Source organism: Pseudomonas chlororaphis (genome assembly GCA_001023535.1).
GTDB lineage: Bacteria > Pseudomonadota > Gammaproteobacteria > Pseudomonadales > Pseudomonadaceae > Aquipseudomonas > Aquipseudomonas chlororaphis_E.
In genome coordinates, this window is the sequence record CP011020.1 from 1,512,038 (window position 1) to 1,531,454 (window position 19,417).

General features: G+C 54.0%; 19 protein-coding genes. 4 read left to right on the forward strand and 15 right to left on the reverse strand.

Features of this window, described 5'->3' with window-relative positions; genetic code table 11:
- Positions 1-3 precede the first annotated feature (3 nt).
- From VM99_06515 to VM99_06530, 4 genes are all read right to left on the reverse strand, one after another.
- The gene (locus tag VM99_06515) at positions 4-1,998 is read right to left on the reverse strand and encodes a hypothetical protein (GenBank protein AKJ97728.1); all 1,995 of its coding nucleotides are present in this window, start codon (positions 1,996-1,998) and stop codon (positions 4-6) included.
- Positions 1,983-3,935, reverse strand: coding sequence for a hypothetical protein (locus VM99_06520; protein ID AKJ97729.1), 1,953 nt, complete (start codon positions 3,933-3,935; stop codon positions 1,983-1,985). The genes VM99_06515 and VM99_06520 overlap by 16 nt, the downstream gene beginning before the upstream one ends.
- 526 nt (positions 3,936-4,461) lie before the next feature.
- Complete coding sequence (locus tag VM99_06525; protein ID AKJ97730.1) at positions 4,462-5,103, reverse strand: NAD-dependent DNA ligase; 642 nt, start codon at positions 5,101-5,103, stop codon at positions 4,462-4,464.
- A gap of 183 nt (positions 5,104-5,286) precedes the next feature.
- Positions 5,287-5,973 carry a chloroperoxidase gene (locus VM99_06530; GenBank protein ID AKJ97731.1) on the reverse strand — a complete coding sequence of 229 codons (687 nt, stop codon included), beginning with the start codon at positions 5,971-5,973 and terminating at the stop codon, positions 5,287-5,289.
- A 273-nt stretch (positions 5,974-6,246) separates the two neighbouring features.
- Between VM99_06530 and VM99_06535 the strand changes: the two genes are divergently transcribed.
- Positions 6,247-6,708 carry an endoribonuclease L-PSP gene (locus VM99_06535; GenBank protein ID AKJ97732.1) on the forward strand — a complete coding sequence of 154 codons (462 nt, stop codon included), beginning with the start codon at positions 6,247-6,249 and terminating at the stop codon, positions 6,706-6,708.
- Positions 6,709-6,727: 19 nt separating this feature from the next.
- Here VM99_06535 and VM99_06540 read toward each other — a convergent pair whose 3' ends face one another.
- Positions 6,728-7,660 (reverse strand): LysR family transcriptional regulator, encoded by a 933-nt coding sequence (locus tag VM99_06540; GenBank protein ID AKJ97733.1) that lies wholly within the window; start codon positions 7,658-7,660, stop codon positions 6,728-6,730.
- 296 nt (positions 7,661-7,956) lie between these two features.
- On the opposite strand from VM99_06540, the gene VM99_06545 reads away from it, so the two are divergent.
- Complete coding sequence (locus VM99_06545) at positions 7,957-8,235, forward strand: hypothetical protein (GenBank protein ID AKJ97734.1); 279 nt, start codon at positions 7,957-7,959, stop codon at positions 8,233-8,235.
- Between the two features lie 141 nt (positions 8,236-8,376).
- On the opposite strand, the gene VM99_06550 is transcribed toward VM99_06545, so the two are convergent.
- The 3 genes from VM99_06550 to VM99_06560 form a co-directional block, all read right to left on the reverse strand.
- Complete coding sequence (locus VM99_06550; protein AKJ97735.1) at positions 8,377-9,324, reverse strand: ADP-ribosylglycohydrolase; 948 nt, start codon at positions 9,322-9,324, stop codon at positions 8,377-8,379.
- Positions 9,325-9,398: 74 nt separating this feature from the next.
- Positions 9,399-10,310: a hydrolase gene (locus VM99_06555; GenBank protein AKJ97736.1), complete on the reverse strand. Its 912-nt coding sequence runs from the start codon at positions 10,308-10,310 to the stop codon at positions 9,399-9,401.
- Positions 10,311-10,452: 142 nt separating this feature from the next.
- Positions 10,453-10,641, reverse strand: a complete 189-nt coding sequence (locus VM99_06560; protein AKJ97737.1) for a hypothetical protein — start codon at positions 10,639-10,641, stop codon at positions 10,453-10,455.
- Between the two features lie 226 nt (positions 10,642-10,867).
- Here VM99_06560 and VM99_06565 point away from each other — a divergent pair, with 226 nt between their 5' ends.
- Both VM99_06565 and VM99_06570 read left to right on the forward strand, forming a co-directional pair.
- A complete protein-coding gene (locus tag VM99_06565) occupies positions 10,868-12,475 on the forward strand; it encodes a chemotaxis protein (GenBank protein AKJ97738.1) in 1,608 nt (535 codons plus the stop codon).
- Between the two features lie 323 nt (positions 12,476-12,798).
- The gene (locus VM99_06570; protein ID AKJ97739.1) at positions 12,799-13,725 is read left to right on the forward strand and encodes a LysR family transcriptional regulator; all 927 of its coding nucleotides are present in this window, start codon (positions 12,799-12,801) and stop codon (positions 13,723-13,725) included.
- Here the strand turns inward: VM99_06570 and VM99_06575 are convergent.
- From VM99_06575 to VM99_06605, 7 genes are all read right to left on the reverse strand, one after another.
- Positions 13,642-13,959: a membrane protein gene (locus VM99_06575; protein ID AKJ97740.1), complete on the reverse strand. Its 318-nt coding sequence runs from the start codon at positions 13,957-13,959 to the stop codon at positions 13,642-13,644. The genes VM99_06570 and VM99_06575 overlap by 84 nt on opposite strands.
- The gene (locus tag VM99_06580; protein ID AKJ97741.1) at positions 13,938-14,651 is read right to left on the reverse strand and encodes a branched-chain amino acid permease (azaleucine resistance); all 714 of its coding nucleotides are present in this window, start codon (positions 14,649-14,651) and stop codon (positions 13,938-13,940) included. Before VM99_06580 ends, VM99_06575 begins: the two co-directional genes overlap by 22 nt.
- The gene (locus VM99_06585; protein ID AKK01705.1) at positions 14,648-15,025 is read right to left on the reverse strand and encodes a GCN5 family acetyltransferase; all 378 of its coding nucleotides are present in this window, start codon (positions 15,023-15,025) and stop codon (positions 14,648-14,650) included. The genes VM99_06580 and VM99_06585 overlap by 4 nt, the downstream gene beginning before the upstream one ends.
- 73 nt (positions 15,026-15,098) lie before the next feature.
- Complete coding sequence (locus tag VM99_06590) at positions 15,099-15,845, reverse strand: protein BsmA (protein ID AKJ97742.1); 747 nt, start codon at positions 15,843-15,845, stop codon at positions 15,099-15,101.
- A 338-nt stretch (positions 15,846-16,183) separates the two neighbouring features.
- Positions 16,184-17,470 (reverse strand): membrane protein, encoded by a 1,287-nt coding sequence (locus VM99_06595; GenBank protein ID AKJ97743.1) that lies wholly within the window; start codon positions 17,468-17,470, stop codon positions 16,184-16,186.
- A 370-nt stretch (positions 17,471-17,840) separates the two neighbouring features.
- Complete coding sequence (locus VM99_06600) at positions 17,841-18,041, reverse strand: hypothetical protein (protein AKJ97744.1); 201 nt, start codon at positions 18,039-18,041, stop codon at positions 17,841-17,843.
- A gap of 243 nt (positions 18,042-18,284) precedes the next feature.
- Positions 18,285-19,391, reverse strand: coding sequence for an agmatine deiminase (locus tag VM99_06605; protein AKJ97745.1), 1,107 nt, complete (start codon positions 19,389-19,391; stop codon positions 18,285-18,287).
- Between the last annotated feature and the right edge of the window lie 26 nt (positions 19,392-19,417).

The following is a 19,417-nucleotide window of genomic DNA, read 5'->3' on the forward strand; positions in this document are numbered from 1 at the left end:
CTATCAATCTAATTTTACAACTTCAACCTCATCAAAATAGTCCCCAATAGATGAAGCTTCCTCTTCACCCATAAGCCGTACACAGGTCAAATTTTCAATAGCTCGTGAGCACGCAACATACATAATCTTCTGATTTTCAGCCGACACAGGGCCTGCTGAGAATATATTAGTAAACTTATAGTCTCGCCAAAAGAACTCATCCACTACAACTAATACGTTTCTTATCCCTGAGCCTTTCGTCTTGTGCATGGTTATAAAATTTGTTTTCTCCGACAAATAATCGTAGTAATTAAACACCTCGCCCAAGGTTATTTTTTCGCCAAAAAACTCGGTATAAAACAAATCCCGTTTTACATCTCGCTCCAAATCTCCAAATTCATAATCATCAATATCGAATCCTGATTTATTTAATTTACTACAACTGTCAATACCTGATATGTAAAGCTTCTTAAAATCAGTGTACCTGGCGTCCCCATTCATCTGCTCAATGAAGTGATCTCTTCTTTTTATGAAGCGTTCGTAGGACTCCGAACTTTTTATCAACTTCAGCTGAAAAGATTCGAGTATCGCCTTGTGCCCAGAGCAGTTCAATTCGAAAACCTGCTTGAATGCAGCTAGCAACTCATCCTTTTGACGAACTGAATCTAATACAAACCCAGATTTTTTTACAGTGCGGATAACGTTAGAATGTCTACGAGACGAAACATCTTGATATAGTTCATACAAATCATCAAAATGGCACGTAGTTAGTACTTTCTCTAGGTTTTCATTCGTGGACTGACCAAATCGAGAGTTGAAAATCTCGTACAAACGACCAAACCCTGCTTCTAACGCTACAGCTTTGTTTGTCAGCATTAGCATTTTGTAGTTATCAAAACCCTGAGCTCTTTCAATCAACTTATAAAGTTTTTCGACATATAAATCCTTTGCCTCACGAGAGCTTTGCTGATTAGGCTTCTCTTCGCAAATCGCATAAACCAGTTTCACTTTACCTTGGCGCTCGACCAAAGTTTCTAAAAGACCGCCATCAAAAACCCTCAAGGCAACATTTTGTTTTAATCCGTCGTTCCTCAAGTTATTTATAAGCCTTACAACCTGCTCCGAGCATCTATAGTTATCCTCCTTTTCAATTTTCTCTAACGCACCAGATTGTACATATGACTCAACATCCCCAACCCCCTCCTCATATATACCTTGCATCGAATCGCCGAAAAAACCGAATATTATATTTTGATCAATTGCAACATAGTTAAGAAACGCTCTAACCACATCAGGAGAAGTATCTTGATACTCGTCAACAAATATATAATCATACTTGTCAGACAAAATTTTCCGCAATTTCGCGCGCTTCACCAATAGAGAAACCGCTAGCTTAATGAGCCCATCATGGCCGAAACTTAGATCGCGAAGACTATTAAACACGGTTTCATTATAAGAAACTTTATGAGCGGGAACCCCTTCAATATGCTTCAATATATGGGAATTTAAATATTTAATCTTATCGTTTAAAACTTTGTTTGCCGCGGCAGGATCTCTATCATAAACAGGCTTACCTAGTACTTTTTCCTCTTTTGTTCTAAGTATAAAATATGCCTTTTCGGCATATTTCTCGTATGCCCTTTTATAGCGAGCATGCTCGCGTTTCTTATATTCCTTCTCATCATCCAAGGCCTCCCCTCGCGTGAATTCAGGCAGAAGGAAAATTTCGTGTATGACCTTATGCAGATCGAGCCGGAAGGTTTTTACGATTCCATTCATAAACGAATGAATTGTGCTGATGGTATGCAGATCACCTGCTCGCATCTTGATCTCATCAGCAGCCAAATTCGTATGGGTAATACATGCCACCCTCTTATCTGGCATATTTTTTGAAATGTGGTCTAACAACTTCTTCAAGGTTTCGGTCTTCCCACTTCCTGCTCCCCCCTGGAGTAGGAAACTCTTCCCCCGCGCTAGGCAGGACAAAACCTGATCAAACGGAGTCATTCGGATATCCATTCCAACGCCTCCTCAATATAGGTGGGAATACGCCAAGTAACTTGGTCATCAGTTAGTGCCAAGTACAACAGAGAGGACGCGAACGCAGATTTTTTATCCAATACTTTATCAATCAAATCGTAGGCATCTAGCCCTGCATCAAACTCATGCACGTTCTTCAATCCATTTATGCTATCAATTTTCTTTTTAATCAACTCCTTATTGACATGCAAAAAAGCATCCTCAAAACTCCTCGCATGATATTTCTCTTCCTCCTTCTGATAAGCAATATATATATTAGAGTAAGCATGCTTTAGATCATGCGAAACTAATCTAGCGAACCAACTGGCGAACTTAGCTTCATCAGAGAAGTCGGGAGCATCATAGTAATGTTTTAACGTGGCATTGCTAATGTGATCTGCGTCAACAACCTTGGAGGAGAGATAAGTTGTTTTGGGCTTATCTTTGCTTAAATCAAGGGTCTTTTTGGTTGTATCTATATCCGTGATGACAAGAGTTTTGATTTCCAAGAACTCTAGAAAATGCCTAAACGCCTTGGCATTAGCACCGACTTCTAAAATTGTAACATTTTGGGAAAACAATGAAATATGGTCTTTACTGTGGAGCTTTGACTTATCAAATAGCTCTACAAAGTAAGGCCAGAGCATTCGTTCAGTAACACCCTCAATAAATATCACCTTGCTTGCAAAAAACAGCTCGCACGAATTGAGAGTTAGGTACTGCTCTAGAAACTTAAATGAATCTTCATCGTCGCCATACTTAGCTTTCAGCTCAGCATGGAAATTTTTTATTTTTGTCTTACCTTCTGAGTTTTGCAAATACCTTATGTCTTTAAAATCACACTGCGAAACAATATGAGATGAATGCGTAGTAATTACGGCCTGAATATTGTCAATCTCATTCAAGATACTTTTTATTTGATTGGCAAAAATATATTGCATCTGTGGATGCGTATGCGCCTCTGGCTCCTCGATAAAAAGGAGATTTATATTTTTTCCGGTTTTGGCAAACGACTCTTTCTTGATCTCAACACTCAAAAGCAAATAAAGTATATTCATATGACCGAGACCATTGAACGTCTCGGGGAGAAATTCGGCGCGGTCTCCATACACCACTTGCGAGCTATTCTCCAAAACCTCATTTGATTCAAGATTGGATACAACCTTGATATCTTCAATCCCCAAAAAGGCTTTAGACGTCTTTAAGAATGGCTCAAAAAAATCCTTATAGCTGTTTTCAAGACTCTCATCAATTTGCAGGAGCAAGTTATTAATCGGATCGAAGTCCGTGACATCCTTATTAGCCTTATTGAAATATTGCGTTGTCAGCTTCGAAAGCATTTTCTTGCCGCCTTCGCTGCTAGCAACATCTCGCTTAGCATGAATTATTTGGAAATTAATCAGATCCCTGACCGAAGTGATGTCTTTCTTTACAAGCCTAGTCCGGTTTTCCAGAAGTAGATCTTCATCATTCGCATATGCATAGACATGTACCTGTAAGTACCGATCAAGGTTTTTTCGAAGAAACCTCTCCCTTTCACCATCGAATTGCTCTATATCTCTCAGCAATAAATCCTTGTTTATAACGCACTCGAATAAAATATTTACTTTGTTTACTTTACTATCAAGATCCAACATAAATTCTGATAGGTGTCGCAAATTGTCTTCGTCATCGTACTCAATTTCAATCCTCATACTTATCGATAGAGGAACAACGTCAGTTCCGTGATCTATCGCAACTAGATCCTTACGAATCGCCAAAGGAAAATCATGGTAATTAAAGGCAACACCTGACTCGTAGAATTTTTCAAAAAGCACAAGCAAGGATGTTTTACCACTATTATTTCTACCAATAAGCAAAGATAAACTATCCCGCAAATCTAACGTCACATCCTGCAAAGCCCGAAAATTTACAGCTGAGATTTTAGTGATCTTCATGTAGGTCTCTTATATCCATTTAGAGCAAAGATTACGCACTTTCAAACACTTGGAGGTTAATATGTCTTTGAAACATAAATTTCAAGAATACCTTCCCCGCGAAATTTTTATTCACATATTATTTTAAATCTGCCTTGAGCCTGCTTCGAAAGATCGAATGGCTTCAATATAGCCTAAGCATAGCCTTTTGCCATTTATCGATTTGACCTGCGAGAGTCCAGGACTGAGAGGTAACGGCGTCGAGCTGTGTGAGAAAGCAAAAGGGTAGCAATAGAGGTAACAGTTAAAATATCAACCATTTATCCTATTGATAAATATGAAAAATATTTCGTTTTTCGACTCCTGGTGCCGCACCATACAAAACAAAGCCCCCGCAGAAATGCGGAGGCTTTGTTTTTTCCGGGGTACCCACTCCCTGAAAAACCTGTAGAAGCGAGCTTACTCGCGATCAGACCGCCAATTCCACCGACGATCTGCCAGTCAAAACAGCGCAGCCCCTTTCTACCTCACAACCCATGAAGCAACCTCAACCGAAAATCATCTTCTGCCAGTGATCCTCACCCACAATGGCAATGCAAGCCCCGGCCTCCCGCAACTCCACGGCCTTCATGATCTTCGTTCCATAGGTACTGTGGCGCCACTGTTCATTACCCACGCTGCCAACCACCAGGTAATGCACCTTCTTACTCACCCCGCCCCCAATCAAACCACCACGTTTCTCCACCAATGCCTGGCAATCTTTACGCGGCCCAAAGGCCATAACGCCCGTAAAGACAAACATCCGACCATCCCACACCAAATCGGGCGCCGGTGAATTGAAGGGCAGGTCCGTTGGCGCAACGACAACATTCCCGCCGACCTTCGAGTTCTCAACATCCACGCCAGAAAAACTACGCAGGATATTAAGCAGCTCAAGAGCCTCGTCCGGGTCCAGGGCATCGTCCTGAAGCATGGATGCCAAACGCGAATACAGCAGATTGATCACCGGGTCATTCAGATGGACGAGGTTGCTCTCCAACCATCGCTTAAGAAAAATCGCTTCGCCGGTGTTCACGACACCGTCCGCCGTAATCCCAGCCGCCAGCCCCACCAAGGCATCGGCGGCGCGCCGATCAATGCGTGAGCGGTGGAAGAATTTGCTGTTTTCGAATTCGTTGTGTAGGTCCATTACAGGAGGGGACTCCTTGGGGTGGGGTTCGGGTTGATACGAACACTGCTGGCTAAGTGGATGCTGTATTGAAACGTAGCATTTCCGAGCACGAGTCATCTTTTTTGGGTCAAGAAAATAAATTCGTCCTCTTTTTCAGCATCCCTCAGGGACTGGCCCCCATTTGATGAGGGCCAGTGAGGCTCAGACAGAGGCGGCCACAGGTGCCAGGGTCGGGCCGTGGTCTACACGCTCGGGAGCCTTGTGCACCATGGTGTAGGCATAGTCCACGCCCATGCCGTAAGCACCGGAGTGCTCCTTCACCAGATTCATGACGGCGTCGTAGGTGTCGCGGTTGTTCCAGTCACGCTGCCACTCCAGCAGCACCTGCTGCCAGGTGACCGGCACCACGCCAGCCTGAATCATGCGCTGCATGGCGTAATCGTGAGCCTCCTTCGTTGTGCCACCGGAAGCATCGGCGACCATGTAGATCTCGTAGCCGGCATCGTGCATGGCGGAAAGTGCAAATGTGGTATTGCACACTTCAGTCCAAAGGCCAGAGACGATGATTTTATTGCGGCCATTGGCTTTCAGCGCGTCACGTACTTTCTGGTCGTCCCACGAGTTCATCGAGGTGCGCTCCAGCAGAGGCGCGTCAGGAAACACAGCAAGTAATTCGGGATATGTGTGGCCGGAGAAGCTATTGGTTTCGACGGTGGTGATAGTGGTTGGCACGTTGAAAATTTTTGCGGCCTTCGCCAAAGCGACCGTGTTGTTCTTCAGCGTCTGGCGGTCGATGCTTTGCACACCGAAGGCCATCTGCGGCTGCTGATCAATGAAAATCAGTTGGCTGTTTTGAGGGGTCAGGACTTCGGTTTTTGGATTGTTCATGGTGGTTCCCTTTAGTGAAATGATGGTCTTTTAATCTCTTTGCGGGCCGGCCAATCTTTTGTCCGCTGAAAATCACGGAAGGTTTTTGGCGGTAGGTGCGGCACCGATTTCGAGTTCAAGGTAACCGATCGCTCACGATTTTAGGGGCGTATTAATGCGTCTCCAGAGGCGCATTAATGCGCCCTTATAAAATCATTTGCGGTGCTAGTCTCTGGCTTCCCACAACTTGGACTGCCGCTGTGCGAGCAGTCTGTTCTACGCCAGGAGAATGCAATGTCAGCTTCGCAACCGTTCGGAAAGAAAACCGCTTACTGGGGGGTCGCATGGGAAGAAAGCTATGGCTACCCGCAGGCCAGACAAGTCGGGAACGACATCTATATATCCGGCCAATTCAACCATGATGAAGAAGGCAACCTGGTAGCTCCTGCCCCACTCGATAGCGAAGGCAAGCCCAGTGATTTCTCTTCGATGGGAGAGCAAATGCGCGCTTCATACGACAACATCTCCAAGTTGCTTGCACTGTATGGTGCAACGCTTGAAGACGTGGTCGAAGAGACGCTTTATGTGCTGGACATGGACGCGGCGTTTGCCGTGGTAGGCAATGTTCGCAAGGCTGCGTTTGGTACCGAGCGGCCCCAGTGCGCGAGCAACATAATCGGCGTATCGAGGCTCGCACAGCGGTCGCAGTTGATCGAAATTGTCTGCAAGGCGGTCATTGGCTCCGGCACCCGTTAAGACGTGCTCCCGGTTTCGTCTACGAAACCGGGAGAGCTCGCTGGCCTTCGACCAACGGCTTGAGTTCGGCAACCGCCGCTGCGCAAAACGTCATGAACGCCTTGACTCGCCATGACTTTCGAATGTCCTGGTGAGTCAGCAGCCAAAGCCCATCCTGAAGTTCAGGCACAACCGGGCCGACACGCACCAATCCCGGCGTGATGTCACCCAGCATGCAGGGAAGGAACCCAAAACCAAGTCCCGCTACAATCGCAGCGCTTGCAGCGGCGACGGAGTCGGTACGATACGAAATGCAATCGGGGTGAACTCTGCTATCAACGTAGCTCGTTGCTTTGAGGCCGCATAAAGCTGCCGAGTAAGATACCCACGGCTGGCCTTCCTCGAAAGGTGTCGAGGTCGGTGCGTTTTTATCACTGCCGTATGGCGCCCAGGCAATTGTCGCGAGTTTGCGCCCAACCAGACTTTCAGCTGGTTTATTGGTCGCCCTCACCGCAATATCCGACTCATCGCGGGCAAGACTCAATGTCTGATTGCCTACAAGTACTTCAATCGCTATCCCTTCATTCAGAGCTTTGAATTGCGCAATGATAGGTGTGAGGAAGTACAACAGCAGCGAATCGCTGGTGGTGATGCGCAGTTTTCCGAGTGGCCCCTGACCCGCCCGTGACACACGCCGTGCAACACTAACGATATCCAGTTCGACTCGCTCGGCGAGCTCTCGCAGCTCTACGCCTTCCGCTGTGAGCATGTATCCCGAGCGGCGGTGATCGAAGAGTGCAACTCCAAGTGTTTTCTCAAGCTGGGCCACTCGGCGCGATACCGTGGATATGTTGATCCCCAGTTTTTTGGCAGCATCAGTGCGATTGGCGCATTCACTAAGCGCTTTGATAATGCGCAAGTCGTCCCATGAGAGCTGGGCCACAGCATCACTGAAATCCGATCTGCCCCCCATTTGCACTGCCTGGCGTGATGAACCGATGTTAGGTGGTGTATTCACGCGAGATATTCCAAATAGCATGTTCGCTCATCATACGAAAAGGCTAATGGGGAACAAAGTAATTGGGGTCGGATTTTGGATCGTTCGCAAGCCGTAGCACGCGAGCAGCACGTTTCGAAATAACCTAGCGATGACGACTTGCTTTCGGTCATTCAAGAGTGTCCGCTTTTGGCCGTCTGCTGCCTGTCGCCACGGCAGCTTTTGGCGGATTCCTACCTATTCTCGACGGAGGGACAGTCAAGGAGCCAGACATGCCCAACCCACAAGACTTAAAAACCCCCGGCCTAACCCCCTTCTCCTTCCACTCCGATCGCCCGCTCTTTCGCGTTACCAGCGGTGTATCCATCAGTGAGGCCTTGTCCCACGCTTCCGATCTGCTCCACGTTGCCAAACTGCTGGCCGAGGACGCGGCGATGATTCGCGGCACGGATCGTTATGCCTGGGCATCGTGTTATTTGCAGGACATGAGTAAAGCCGTCATCGATGATGTGGTGAAGGTGTTGGAAGCACCAGGGAGCCAGCTGGCTTAGTTTCGCGGTCCAGTGTCGGTTTGAACCGATTGGAGGGCTGCTTTGCAGCCCAGCGGGAGCAAGCTCCCTCGCCACGGAGCCGAGATTTTCAGCATTCGATTGCTCGTCGTTGGTGGCAATATCCACTTTTCGTACTGAAGCTCACTCGTTTCGACTGTCCGGGCTTTCCGTGATTCTGGACCGGGCTGACTTGAACAGCGCGATGGCGATGTCTTCAATGTCCGAAACCTGATGCAACTTGTCCAGCCATCGAGATGGAATACCCTGTTTCGAATAGAACGCACCGGCTATTTGGCCAACGATTGCAGCGGTGGTGTCGGCATCGTCACCCAGGTTGGCGGCTTGCAGCACTGCTGCCTCAAAGGAGTCAGTGGACCAGAAGCACCAGAGTGCGGCTTCGAGCGAGGCAATGCAGTACCCGGTTCCTCTGATCTGGTCACGGTGCTTGTGCTTGAAGCTGCCAGAAGCGAGTTCTTTGATTGCCGGCTCACAATACTGTGTCGGAGAAAGAGCAAGTACGTCGTCTTTCTTATGACCTGCCAATGCTTTTGAAACCACCTCTGCCAACAACTGACACGACTCGATTGCCTCGGGGGCGCCATGGGTTGTGCGGGAACTTTGCTTGGTGGCCCATGCCATCGAGCTCTGGTCCGGAAAGTAGAAAAGGATGACCGGCGCCAGGCGCATGATCGAACCGTTCCCGGCCGTTTCCGGATCAATGGAACCGGCGAACGGCTCCCCAGTTTCTTGAAAGGTCATTAGCGCCTGTCTCACTGTCGTCCCGATATCGAAGCATTGCCCCGTCGCACTCCAGTAACCCCAATGCCACCAATTGAGATACCGCGTCATCTGGTCTCTGGCATCGAAGCCGTTCTTCGAGAGCAGGCTTTCAGCTAGACAAAGTGCCATCGAGGTGTCATCTGTCCACTGGCCGGGGGCCAAAGCGAAAGGTCCGCCGCCGACCATATCGGTGATGGGGCTCAAGGTGTCGCGGTCGCTAAATTCCAGGGTGGTGCCGACAGCATCGCCACAAGCCAGGCCTAGTAGGCATCCGATATAACGGTCCAGCAGATTGTTCTCTGGGGTCAATGGCTACCTCCGAAGCATTTCCAGTATTCAGGAGTGTGCAGTATACGGCGGAGGTCGGCCTCCCCTCTGCCTCCTCACGTCTGTAAAAAGTCCAAAATAGCCTGGCTAGTCGCCTCCATCTTCTCCTCAAGCACCCAATGTCCGGTGTTTTGCAAGATCAAGGAGTGGGGGCGTGAAGTGATGTGCTGCACCTGCTCGGACAATGTCTTGCCCCTTGAATGGTCTCCGCCAATGGTGAGCACCGGGAGAGTCAGTTTATTTGCAGCGAAGGCCTGGTTGTCATTGGCGTCCTGCTCTATCCAGGCTGAGTAGAGCTTGAACGCTGCGTCCATGCGGCCGGAGCGAGAGTAGTCGTTCACCAGGGCTTCACGTACTTCTGTCGGCACTTTATGGTTGCCTGGGTAGACGAACTCATCGAAAAACATATCCAGGTAGATTTTTTCTTTGTCTTTAATCATTTTTGCAGCGGTGGCGCCATAGAAGCGGAAATGCCACTTGCTCGAAACTCCGGTTGAGGGGTTGCCGTTATAAGGGCTCTCCCAGCCTGGAATGCCAGGGATGAATCCGTCCATCAAAATCATGTGTTTGGTTTCGGAGGGGTAAAGCGCACCGTAGGCGTAGGCGATGATCAATCCCATGTCATGACCGACAATATCAACCCGATTCAAATTCAAATATCTAAGCAGCTCGCGCAAATCCAGCGCCATGTTCTTTTTGTCATAACCCGTGGCGGCAATATCTGTTTCTCCAGCGCCCCGATAGTCAGGAACGACCGGGGTGTACCCCGCACGCAGTAGCCGTCCCATCAAGGGCTCCCAACTCCTCCAGCTCCCCGGAAAGCCATGTACCAGGAGCACCGGCTTCGCACCGTTGCCGCCGATCAGGTAGTGCATGCGAATGCCGTTCACGTTCGCGTATTCGCTTCTGAACACTTCACCATCGATGACCATGTTGCACCCCTCCATGAATAGGGTCAGGCGTTTCAGCTAGCGTGGGCGTATCTGCGACAGTCTCGCCACTGTCAGGGCTGACAGGGGCGACGAGCGGATATCGGCAAACGCTGTCGTGGCCTGAAAGGCAAAGAAGCGTCAGTTGCTCCGACGGCCCGAGGACCGTCGGAGACTGAGATCATCGACGAGGTATGAAGTAGGAGACGTTACCGATCGTCATCAACCAGACATGGGTCTTACTGTCGGCAGGGGTATCGTTTCCAAACAAGAACATGGTGTACATAATCACTCCAGCCAGGGGGGGATAGGCCTCATACCGGAATTGGTAGAAGTTAGTCTGGCTAAGAGTATTTACAGCCGTGTGCAAAAAGTTGGAGTTAATTCCTTAACTTCAGGCAGATGATGTTCACTCTCGATGGCGGCTTCGGACCGATTGGGGCGTCGCCTGGCCAAGCGCGCTCCCCCAATGCAGCGTCCTCTCATCTAATCGTTTCTCCCGCCGATAGCTTTTAATAACGGCCTAGCCTGGCCCTAGGCGCCGCTGGCGCTCGACTACACTTGCCCAGAAATCCCCGCTCCAGGAGCAGTTAGCGATGAAGATCCGCACCAAGGTCATAGGTTCGGGGTTGGTCAGTCTCTCTTTTGCGTTGTTGCTCGGCGGTATCGGCTTGTGGGGACATCACTCCATGACCGAGTCCCTGGGGGAGAACGAGACCAGTATTTCCGCCATGCGCAAGCACATGGAGGCGGACATGATGCATGACGCCATTCGTGCCGATGTGCTGGCCGCGTTGCTGGTGGCGCCGGGGGATGCGCAGGGGGCCAAGGAGGTCCTGGAAGGGTTTGACGAGCATTCGCAGCGGATGCGCAAGGTGATTGCCGAGAACGCCGAGGCGAACTTGCCCGCGGATATCGCCAAGGCGATCGTCGAGTTGAAACCCCAAGTCGATACCTACATCGATAAGGCCAAGCAGATCATCGGCAAGGTGCTGGGCGGTGCCCAGGATGTGCAAGCGTTGCGGACGGAGTTCAACGCCGCGTTTTCGGTGCTGGAGGAGCGCAACGAGGCCGTCAGCGAGCTGATCGAGAACCAGGCCCAGAACGCGCGTGAGCGTCAGGATGACAGTATTCAGTCTTCGGGCTACTGGCTGATCATGACCTTGCTGGCCACCTGCGTGGCGCTGGCGCTGCTGTCGTGGAACCTGCTGAAGTCGGTGCTGACGCCGCTGAACAAGATCATTCTCAACACCCAGGCGATTTCCCAAGGGGACTTGCAGCGCTCCATGGGCGCGCAAAGCAAGGATGAGCTCGGCCAGTTGCAAGGGGTGATCGAGCAGATGCAGATCAACCTGCGGCAGATGATCGCCACCATCCGCAACCAGAGCGACGAGCTGCACGGCACGTCACGGACCTTGGGCGATACGGCTCGGCAGATCGTCTCCAGCGCCGACCAACAGGCCCTTAGCGCCACCAGCATGGCCGCGAGCATGGAGCAGATGATGGCCAACATCAGCCAGATTCACCAACATGCCGACAGCGCGCGGACGATTTCGGCGCAGTCCGAACAACTGGCGAGCAGTGGCGGGCAGGTGATCCTGGGCGTGGTGGAAGGCATGAGCCGGATCGCCGAGGTGGTGAACCAGTCTTCCAGCAAGATCACCGCGCTGGATGCTTCATCCGAAGACATTCACTCCATCATCCAGGTGATCAAGAGCATTGCCGAGCAGACCAACCTGCTGGCGCTCAACGCCGCCATCGAAGCCGCCCGGGCCGGCGAGGCCGGGCGCGGCTTTGCGGTGGTGGCCGACGAAGTGCGTAACCTGGCGGCGCGCACCACCCAATCCACCCAGGAAATCACGGCGATGATCGAGCGCATCCAGTCCAGCGCCCGGGATGCCGTGGCGAACATGCAGGCGTGCGTGAGCCGCGTGGACGAGGGCGTGAACCTGGCGCAACAGGCCGGGGTGTCCATCAGCGAGATCCGCACCGGCGCCCGGCATGCCGCCGAGGTGGTGGAAGAGATTTCCCAGACCATCGCCGAGCAATCCAAAGCCAGCGACGAGATGGCCCAGCGAGTGGAGTCGATTGCCGAGCAGTCCCGGGAAAACACCCGTTCGATCCACAACCTGACACAAACGGCGGATCAGTTGAACAACGCCGCGGGGTCGATGCAGTCTTCGGTGCAGCAGTTCAAGATCTGAGCGTTCGCGGCCATCGCTGCATTTCATCCGGTTTCCCAGGGTTGGACATCGGAGCAATCAACCCGCTCATTGGGAGCGCGACGAAACAAGCGCAGGACGTTTCGTCGCGCCAAGGGCACACCACCGTATTTATTGGCCTAGCCCACCATCATCCGGGCAAAAAACCCAAATCCTGCGTAAGCTTCTATCCATTGCCTGGCACAGGCTTGCCCTGCAAAACCGCGACAACCGTGGCAAGGTAGACGGTGATCGCCGCAGGCACTGCCTGTCCCGGGCCGAGTGCACAACAATAGCGAGCCCACTTAAGCAGAGGGCATTACCTCATGGATAGCAGAACCCTACGCAACCTCATGCGCATCGTGCAGACCGGCTCGTTGTCGGCAGCGGCCGAACATTCGTGCCTCACGGTGCAGGCCCTGGCGGCGCAGTTGAACAAGGTCGAGGAGCAATTTGGCTTCCGCTTGTTCCGGCGCTCGAACAAGGGCCTGACGTTGACCAGCCAAGGCTCGGAACTGACCCCCTTCATGGATCAGGTACTGGTGGCCACGCGCCAGCTGGAGGAAAAGGTCGCGGCACTGAAAAAACCCCGGCAACGCACGCTGAAAGTGGCGCTGAATACCACACTGCCGGCGGAATTCAACCGGCGGATGATCGACCGGTTGATCGCCGTGTTCCCCCAGTACCAACTGGAATTCAGCTACGCGGAGTCGATGGAGAACCTGAGCAAGCTCAAGAACGAGGATTTTGACCTGGCGATCCTGATCGGCGCGCAACAGAGCAGCTTCTCGACCATCGCCATGCCGGACGTGCAGGTGCGGGTGGTCGGCGCCCATTGTGGCGACGAAGACGACTCCCTTGGCTTGCTCGGCGACAAGTTTCAGGTGCGTCCGGCCGAAGAATGCCCCTATTCCCACAGTTTCCTGCGCTTTCTCGACGCGGGACTGGGCGAATACGGGACGAGCCAGCGCATGGTCTACTCCTGCAGTGAAACACTGACCCTGTCGTTGATCACCCAGTTGGATGGGCTGGGGCTGGTGTCCCGGGAAGCGGCGCTGCGCAATGGCCTGGCGATTTTCCCGGACTTCGAGGATTTCCTCGAGGTGCGCCTGGCGGTGAACAATCCCGAGTTGTCTGGCCAGGCGCTGCATGACGTGGTCGACCTGACGCTACAGGAACGAACCGAGCGCGATGTACGCCGCCGTGCCCACCGCCACACTGAGAAACAGGTTGCGGCTGAAGTACGCACATAACAGCGTCGGAATCGCGGCGTAGAACTCCGGGCGGTCGAGTTGTATCTGCTGATCCTTGATCAACAGCGGGGTGAGGCTGATGGCAGCGACGATCGCCACCGGCAGGTACTCAAGGGCACGGGCGATGAACGGTGGCCAGTGCTCGGTATTGACCTGCAACGGCAGTGCGCGCGGCAGGAAGGTCACGGCCATCATCAGCGCCACGACCAGGATCAGGAACGTTTGGTCAGGCATACGCCCACCCCGCAGCCAACGAACGTGGCAATGAAGACATTGAACGGCGAACTGCCCAGCAGGCTCAGCGCGCCCATGCAGGCCACGGCGGCCAGGGCAGCGATCAGCTTGTTACGGGTATTGCACAGCGAGACCAGGACGTAGAGCATCATCGCGGTCAGGGCATAGTCGAGCTGGTACTTGATCAGATGCGCCGCGTACTGCGCGCACACGGCCCCCAACAGGCCGCCCAATACCCAGGAGGTGTGGCAAAACAGGTTGAAGCCAATCAGGTAGCGCAAGCTGACCGGCGCCCCGCTGCCCAGCTTGACGCTGTGGAAGGCGAACGATTCGTCCGTCAGCCCCGCCGCGTAGCACCAGCGCTCGAAACGGCTCAGCCCCAGCGCACGCAACGCCTTGGCCATGTACACCGACATCAGCATGTGCCGGGCGTTGATCAGGAAGGTGGTGAGCACGATGGTGGTGAGTGACGCACCGCTGGAAATCAGGGCCAACGCGGCAAATTGCGACGCGCCAGCGTAGACGAACAGGCACATCGCCACCGGCAGCCACAAGGGTAAGCCGGCGTTGACCGCCATCAGACCGAACACAAACGAAACCGTAAAATAACCCGCTACCACCGGACTGGCTTCAGCAAAGGTACGCGAGGCTTGTGGTTCGACCGCCAGCGGCTGGCTGGAAGTCTTGTTCATAAATCCCTCTCGAAGGTGATCTCGCCCCGGGGTTCGCAAAAACCCTGGGCCGCCCAGAAACGCTTGCCGGCCAGATTAGCATCGTCGACAAAAAGGAACATGCGCAGCACGCCGACCCGCTTCATGTCGGCCGAAGCCGCTTCCACCAGGCGCTGGCCCAGGCCCTTGGTGCGATGCAACGGGCTGACCGCCAGGTGATTGATCGTGCCACGGGTACCCAGCATGCCGCCGATCACCGCGCCCACGACCTCGCCGGCCGTATCGACGGCCAGGTACGCGGTGGTGGTTTCCTGCAGCAATACTCCCCGCAGGAACCGGGCATCCTGCCATTCGCAGAACGACACTTCATCGAACCCGCGAAAAAACCGCTCCATTCGTTCGGCATCCCTGACCATGGCCCGGCGCAACAGGACCTGCTGCGCCGGATCCTCCATGGGTTCCAGCCATTCAGCGAACAATGTCGAAAGCGGTCCCGGGCCGCGAGAAGGAAATCGCCAGGATCTGCCGGTAGGCCATTTCATGGCTGTGGACGTTACGGGCCGGGGTCACGTAATGGCGCATGTCGCGATCGAGGAAGAACGTCGTGTCGAGGATGTCCTCGTAGGTCGTCGCCGCCAGTTGTTCTTGCTGGGCGGTGTACAGACGGCTTTCGGCACCCGCTACATTGTTCCGGCCCCAGAAGTGCACGCCGCTGAACGGATAGCCATCGCAGTGGATGCCTTCGGGGGTGATTTCCAGTTGCTTGCCCGGCTTGATCTCGATACGGATCTGATGGATCTGGCATTGCCAGATTTCATCGTGCAGCTCAGGGGGCAGGACGTTCTTGTACACCTCGAAGTCCGTGTCGATCAGGCTGCGCATCACCGGCGAGTTGATGACTTCATTGGAGAAGTCCTGGAAATGCCGCTCCAAGCCGCCGACGTAACTGTTGTTGGCCTTGGACTGGATATAAGCCCGGTGCTCGAGCTGCTTGAGCTCGCGGGTGGTGGGGTTGTATTCAAAGTCACTGTAGCGGCGAAAACGCATGCCTGACTCGGCCTGGCCGTAGTAGCTGTCGGGCTCCATGTTTTCCCAGCTTTTGGTCAGCCGGACAAAATCGCCGAAATGACCGTAGAGGTTGAAGTCGCCACCGCGAACATTGACGTATTTGTCACGTCTTAGCGCTTCGCCCACTTCCCTGTTCAGAACGATCATTTTTCATAGGTCTCCACTGCATTGAGCGGCCTAATCTAGTAGGTGCAGGATTTACGTCCATGAGAAAGAATTTGAGGCATTTCAAGCCGTGCTTGAAACGAAGGCAGAAATGAAATTAGTAGGACTTTTTCTCGGGTAAAAAGCGCTTTTAAAGGGTTTTTTTAACCCGATCCCACCCAAAAACACCCGAACCCGACAATGGGCTTACCCATAAAAATGACGAGGGAGCGTGCTCTCGCCTGCCTGCACGACGCCCCAGACGGGGTGGTGATGCAAACCGGCGGGAACACGCTCCCTCGCCACGCTACGGGCCCAGGTATCAGGCCCTTGTCACGCCATCAGAAGACGTTGATCGGGTAATCCACGAACACCCGCAGCTCGTTGCCGCTGACGTTGTACTCGCTGGACTTCTGCGACACGCGCAGCACCGAGCTGCGCAAGCGCACGCTCAGGTCCTTGGCCGGGCCGCTTTGGACCACGTACTTGAACTGGTTGAAGATCTCGCGCTCGGTGCCGCCTTCGCTGGTGGACGTGGTGATGTTGTCGCCACGCACGTAGGCGACGTTGTAGCTCAGGCCGGGTACACCGAAGGTGGTGAAGTCCAGGCCGTAGCCCAACTGCCAGCTGCGTTCGTCTTCGGCGTTGAAGTCGGACCAGTAGGAGTTCGCCAGGTAGATGGTATTGCCGCCGTCGCCCACGCGGTTCTGGCCGCGCTGGTAGCCGCCATAGGCGTAGCCGAGGTTGCTGTCGCCGGTGCTGCGCTGGTGAGCGAGGGTGAAGCTGTGCGGGCCAGTGGCGAAAGTGGCGGCCAGGCTCCAGATCTTGTTGTCATCGCCCGTGACGTTGTTTTCACGCACGTAGCTGTTGTCCAGCTTGGTGCGGTAACCGTTGAAGTCCAGGGTCAGGGACTGATCCTTGGCCAGCGGGAACACGTAGTTGGCGTTCACGTACTGCTTCTTCAACACGTCCTCGACGTCCGAGGCGTAGAGCGATGCCTTGAACTGCTCGGTGAACTGATAGCTGCCGCCCAAGACGTTGATCGACTTCAAGCCGCCACTGTCGCGGCCTTCGGCGCTCTTGCGCGACTCGGCAGTGAAACGGCCGGCATTGAGTTCCAGGCCTTTGATCTCCTTGGAGGTGATCAATGTACCGGTGTAGCTTTCCGGCAGCAGGCGCCCGTTGTCGTAGCTCAGCACCGGCAGGGCCGGCATCTGGTCGCCGTAGGCCAGCACGGTGTTGGAGACGCGGAATTTGACCGCGGCACCGAACTTGGACAGGTCATCGGCGGCGTTGCCGCTGTCGCCCTGCTTGAAGAAGTCGATGCCCTGTGCGCCGCTGCGCCCCTTGCCGCCGTCCAGGCGCAAGGCGTACAGGCCGAATGCATCGACGCCGACTCCCACGGTGCCCTGGGTGAAACCGGACGAGAACGTACCGATGACCCCTTGGCCCCATTCGGCCTTGTCCTGGTTGCCGTTCTTATAGTCGCGGTTGATGTAGGCATTGCGCAGCAGCACTTTCAGGCTGCTGTCTTCGACGAACCCCTTGGACTCGGCCTGGTCGTTGGCCATGGCCTGCGTGCTGCTCAAAATCCCCAGTGCGATCAAACCGATGCGCGTGTTCAACATGATTATTTTCCTTGTATGGGTTGATACGCACTGCGACCGGCAGCCGAAACGGCGCTTTTTGCGCTCTTTTTCGGACTCTTGCTCCTGAAATAATGAAAAGGCCCGCCCACGCGTCAACGTGTCGGGCCTTTTTATTATTTAAGAGTCATGGCTGTTAGCCACAGGCGTGGGGCGAATCCTAGTCGCGCCCTCGATAACGTGTCAATTTCGTGAATCGTCTGTCATTAGGCAAAAAATGTCTAAGAACCACTCAAGGCGAACAGCCGTCCAGACCGCAGACCAGTGCCGAAGCCGCCGACTGGGTAAAAAACGGCGGGCACAAAAAAAGCGCTGCCATCCCGGCCAGCGCTTTTTATCAATCCTTCGAATTCTATCCTTGCATGACATCCCACAGCGCTTGCAGCTCGGCCTCGCTGAAAAGCCCGGCCGGGTAGCGCTCCACGATCATTCGGCGTGGATCAGGTTCCCTGACCTGACGCGTTCCGTTGGACTTCAACCACTGCGCCAACGCTTGAAGCGACTCACCATTGACGGCCAAGGGATGGCATGTGCGCTCGCTTATCATATTCATTCCAGCGCCCTCTCCTGGTTGATGAGCGGCCAATTTATCCAAGGTTTATGACAAAACAACTCAGTTCTCTCCCCAGAACTGCCAGAGCACTGATACAAGAGGTATGCCAATGTATCCGCAGTGCCAATAAACAGGCACAAAAAAGCCCGCGCGCCCAATCGGGCCGCGGGCTTGCCGGGATGGATCCAAAAGCGCCGGTCTAGAGCCGGCGCGGTGGATGTCACCGCGCTGTTACATCGCCACTCATTTTGTCCGCGCAGCGGGCTGTTGTTGGGTAAGGCAATGAATATTCCCGCCCCCCAGTAACAGTTCGCGCCCTGGCACCATGACAACTTCGTGCTGCGGAAACAGCTTCTGCAGGAGCTCCCGGGCCGGGGCATCCTGCGGATCGTCAAAACTCGGCGCAATGATGCCGCCGTTGACGATCAGGAAGTTCACGTAGGAACCGGCCAGCCGCACCGTCGGGTTGCGTTCCTGGGAGCCTTGCGCCGCGTCCACGCCAGCGCACTCTTCTTCGGTGGCATACAGCGGGCCAGGGATCGGCATCTTGTGCACGATGAACGGGCGCCCCTTGGCGTCCGTGCTGTCTTGCAGCACATTCATGGCGGCGTGGCAGCGGCTGTAGTTCGGGTCCTGCGGGTCGTCGGTCCAGGCGAGCAACACTTCGCCGGGGCGCACGTAGCAGCAGAAGTTATCCACATGGCCGTCGGTCTCGTCGTTGAACAAGCCGTCGGGCAGCCAGATGATCTTGTCCACAGCCAGTTGCGCACTGAGCACCGCCTCGATTTCCTCGCGGCTCAAGTGCGGGTTGCGATTGCGGTTGAGCAGGCATTCCTCGGTGGTGATCAACGTGCCTTCGCCATCGACGTGGATCGAACCGCCTTCCAGGACAAACCCTTCGGTGCGATAGCGCGGGCTGCGTTCGATCTCCAGGACCTTGCTGGCCACTTGCGCGTCACGGTTCCACGGCGCGTACAGGCCACCGTCGAAGCCGCCCCAGGCGTTGAAGTCCCAGTCGACGCCGCGCACTTCACCGCTGTCGTTGATGACGAACGTCGGGCCGGTATCGCGAATCCAGGCATCGTCGCTGGACATTTCCACCAGGCGGATATTCGGCACGTCGAGGCGCGCCCGGGCATTTTCGTACTGGGCCGCGGACACCGCCACGGTCACCGGCTCGAAACGGGCGATCGCCTTGGCCACCGCGATGTGAGCCGCCTGTGCGGGCTTGCCGCCCAGGCGCCAGTTGTCCGGGCGCTCGGGCCAGATCATCCAGACCTGGGTCTGGGTCGCCCACTCGGCCGGCATGTGGAAACCATCCGCGCGAGGCGTGCTGTGCAAAGTTGTCATGAATCAGGACTCCGCTGAGTCATCGA

Excerpts from the sequence above, each read along its gene's own strand:
- VM99_06575 (AKJ97740.1), bottom strand. The coding sequence starts at position 13,959 with ATGCCTGACCAAACGTTCCTGATCCTGGTCGTGGCGCTGATGATGGCC.
- VM99_06520 (AKJ97729.1), bottom strand. The coding sequence starts at position 3,935 with ATGAAGATCACTAAAATCTCAGCTGTAAATTTTCGGGCTTTGCAGGAT.
- VM99_06525 (AKJ97730.1), bottom strand. The coding sequence starts at position 5,103 with ATGGACCTACACAACGAATTCGAAAACAGCAAATTCTTCCACCGCTCA.
- VM99_06570 (AKJ97739.1), top strand. The coding sequence starts at position 12,799 with ATGGATAGCAGAACCCTACGCAACCTCATGCGCATCGTGCAGACCGGC.
- VM99_06530 (AKJ97731.1), bottom strand. The coding sequence starts at position 5,973 with ATGAACAATCCAAAAACCGAAGTCCTGACCCCTCAAAACAGCCAACTG.
- VM99_06535 (AKJ97732.1), top strand. The coding sequence starts at position 6,247 with ATGTCAGCTTCGCAACCGTTCGGAAAGAAAACCGCTTACTGGGGGGTC.
- VM99_06540 (AKJ97733.1), bottom strand. The coding sequence starts at position 7,660 with ATGGGGGGCAGATCGGATTTCAGTGATGCTGTGGCCCAGCTCTCATGG.
- VM99_06595 (AKJ97743.1), bottom strand. The coding sequence starts at position 17,470 with ATGTTGAACACGCGCATCGGTTTGATCGCACTGGGGATTTTGAGCAGC.
- VM99_06580 (AKJ97741.1), bottom strand. The coding sequence starts at position 14,651 with ATGAACAAGACTTCCAGCCAGCCGCTGGCGGTCGAACCACAAGCCTCG.
- VM99_06545 (AKJ97734.1), top strand. The coding sequence starts at position 7,957 with ATGCCCAACCCACAAGACTTAAAAACCCCCGGCCTAACCCCCTTCTCC.
- VM99_06600 (AKJ97744.1), bottom strand. The coding sequence starts at position 18,041 with ATGAATATGATAAGCGAGCGCACATGCCATCCCTTGGCCGTCAATGGT.
- VM99_06585 (AKK01705.1), bottom strand. The coding sequence starts at position 15,025 with ATGGAGCGGTTTTTTCGCGGGTTCGATGAAGTGTCGTTCTGCGAATGG.
- VM99_06565 (AKJ97738.1), top strand. The coding sequence starts at position 10,868 with ATGAAGATCCGCACCAAGGTCATAGGTTCGGGGTTGGTCAGTCTCTCT.
- VM99_06590 (AKJ97742.1), bottom strand. The coding sequence starts at position 15,845 with ATGATCGTTCTGAACAGGGAAGTGGGCGAAGCGCTAAGACGTGACAAA.
- VM99_06515 (AKJ97728.1), bottom strand. The coding sequence starts at position 1,998 with ATGGATATCCGAATGACTCCGTTTGATCAGGTTTTGTCCTGCCTAGCG.
- VM99_06605 (AKJ97745.1), bottom strand. The coding sequence starts at position 19,391 with ATGACAACTTTGCACAGCACGCCTCGCGCGGATGGTTTCCACATGCCG.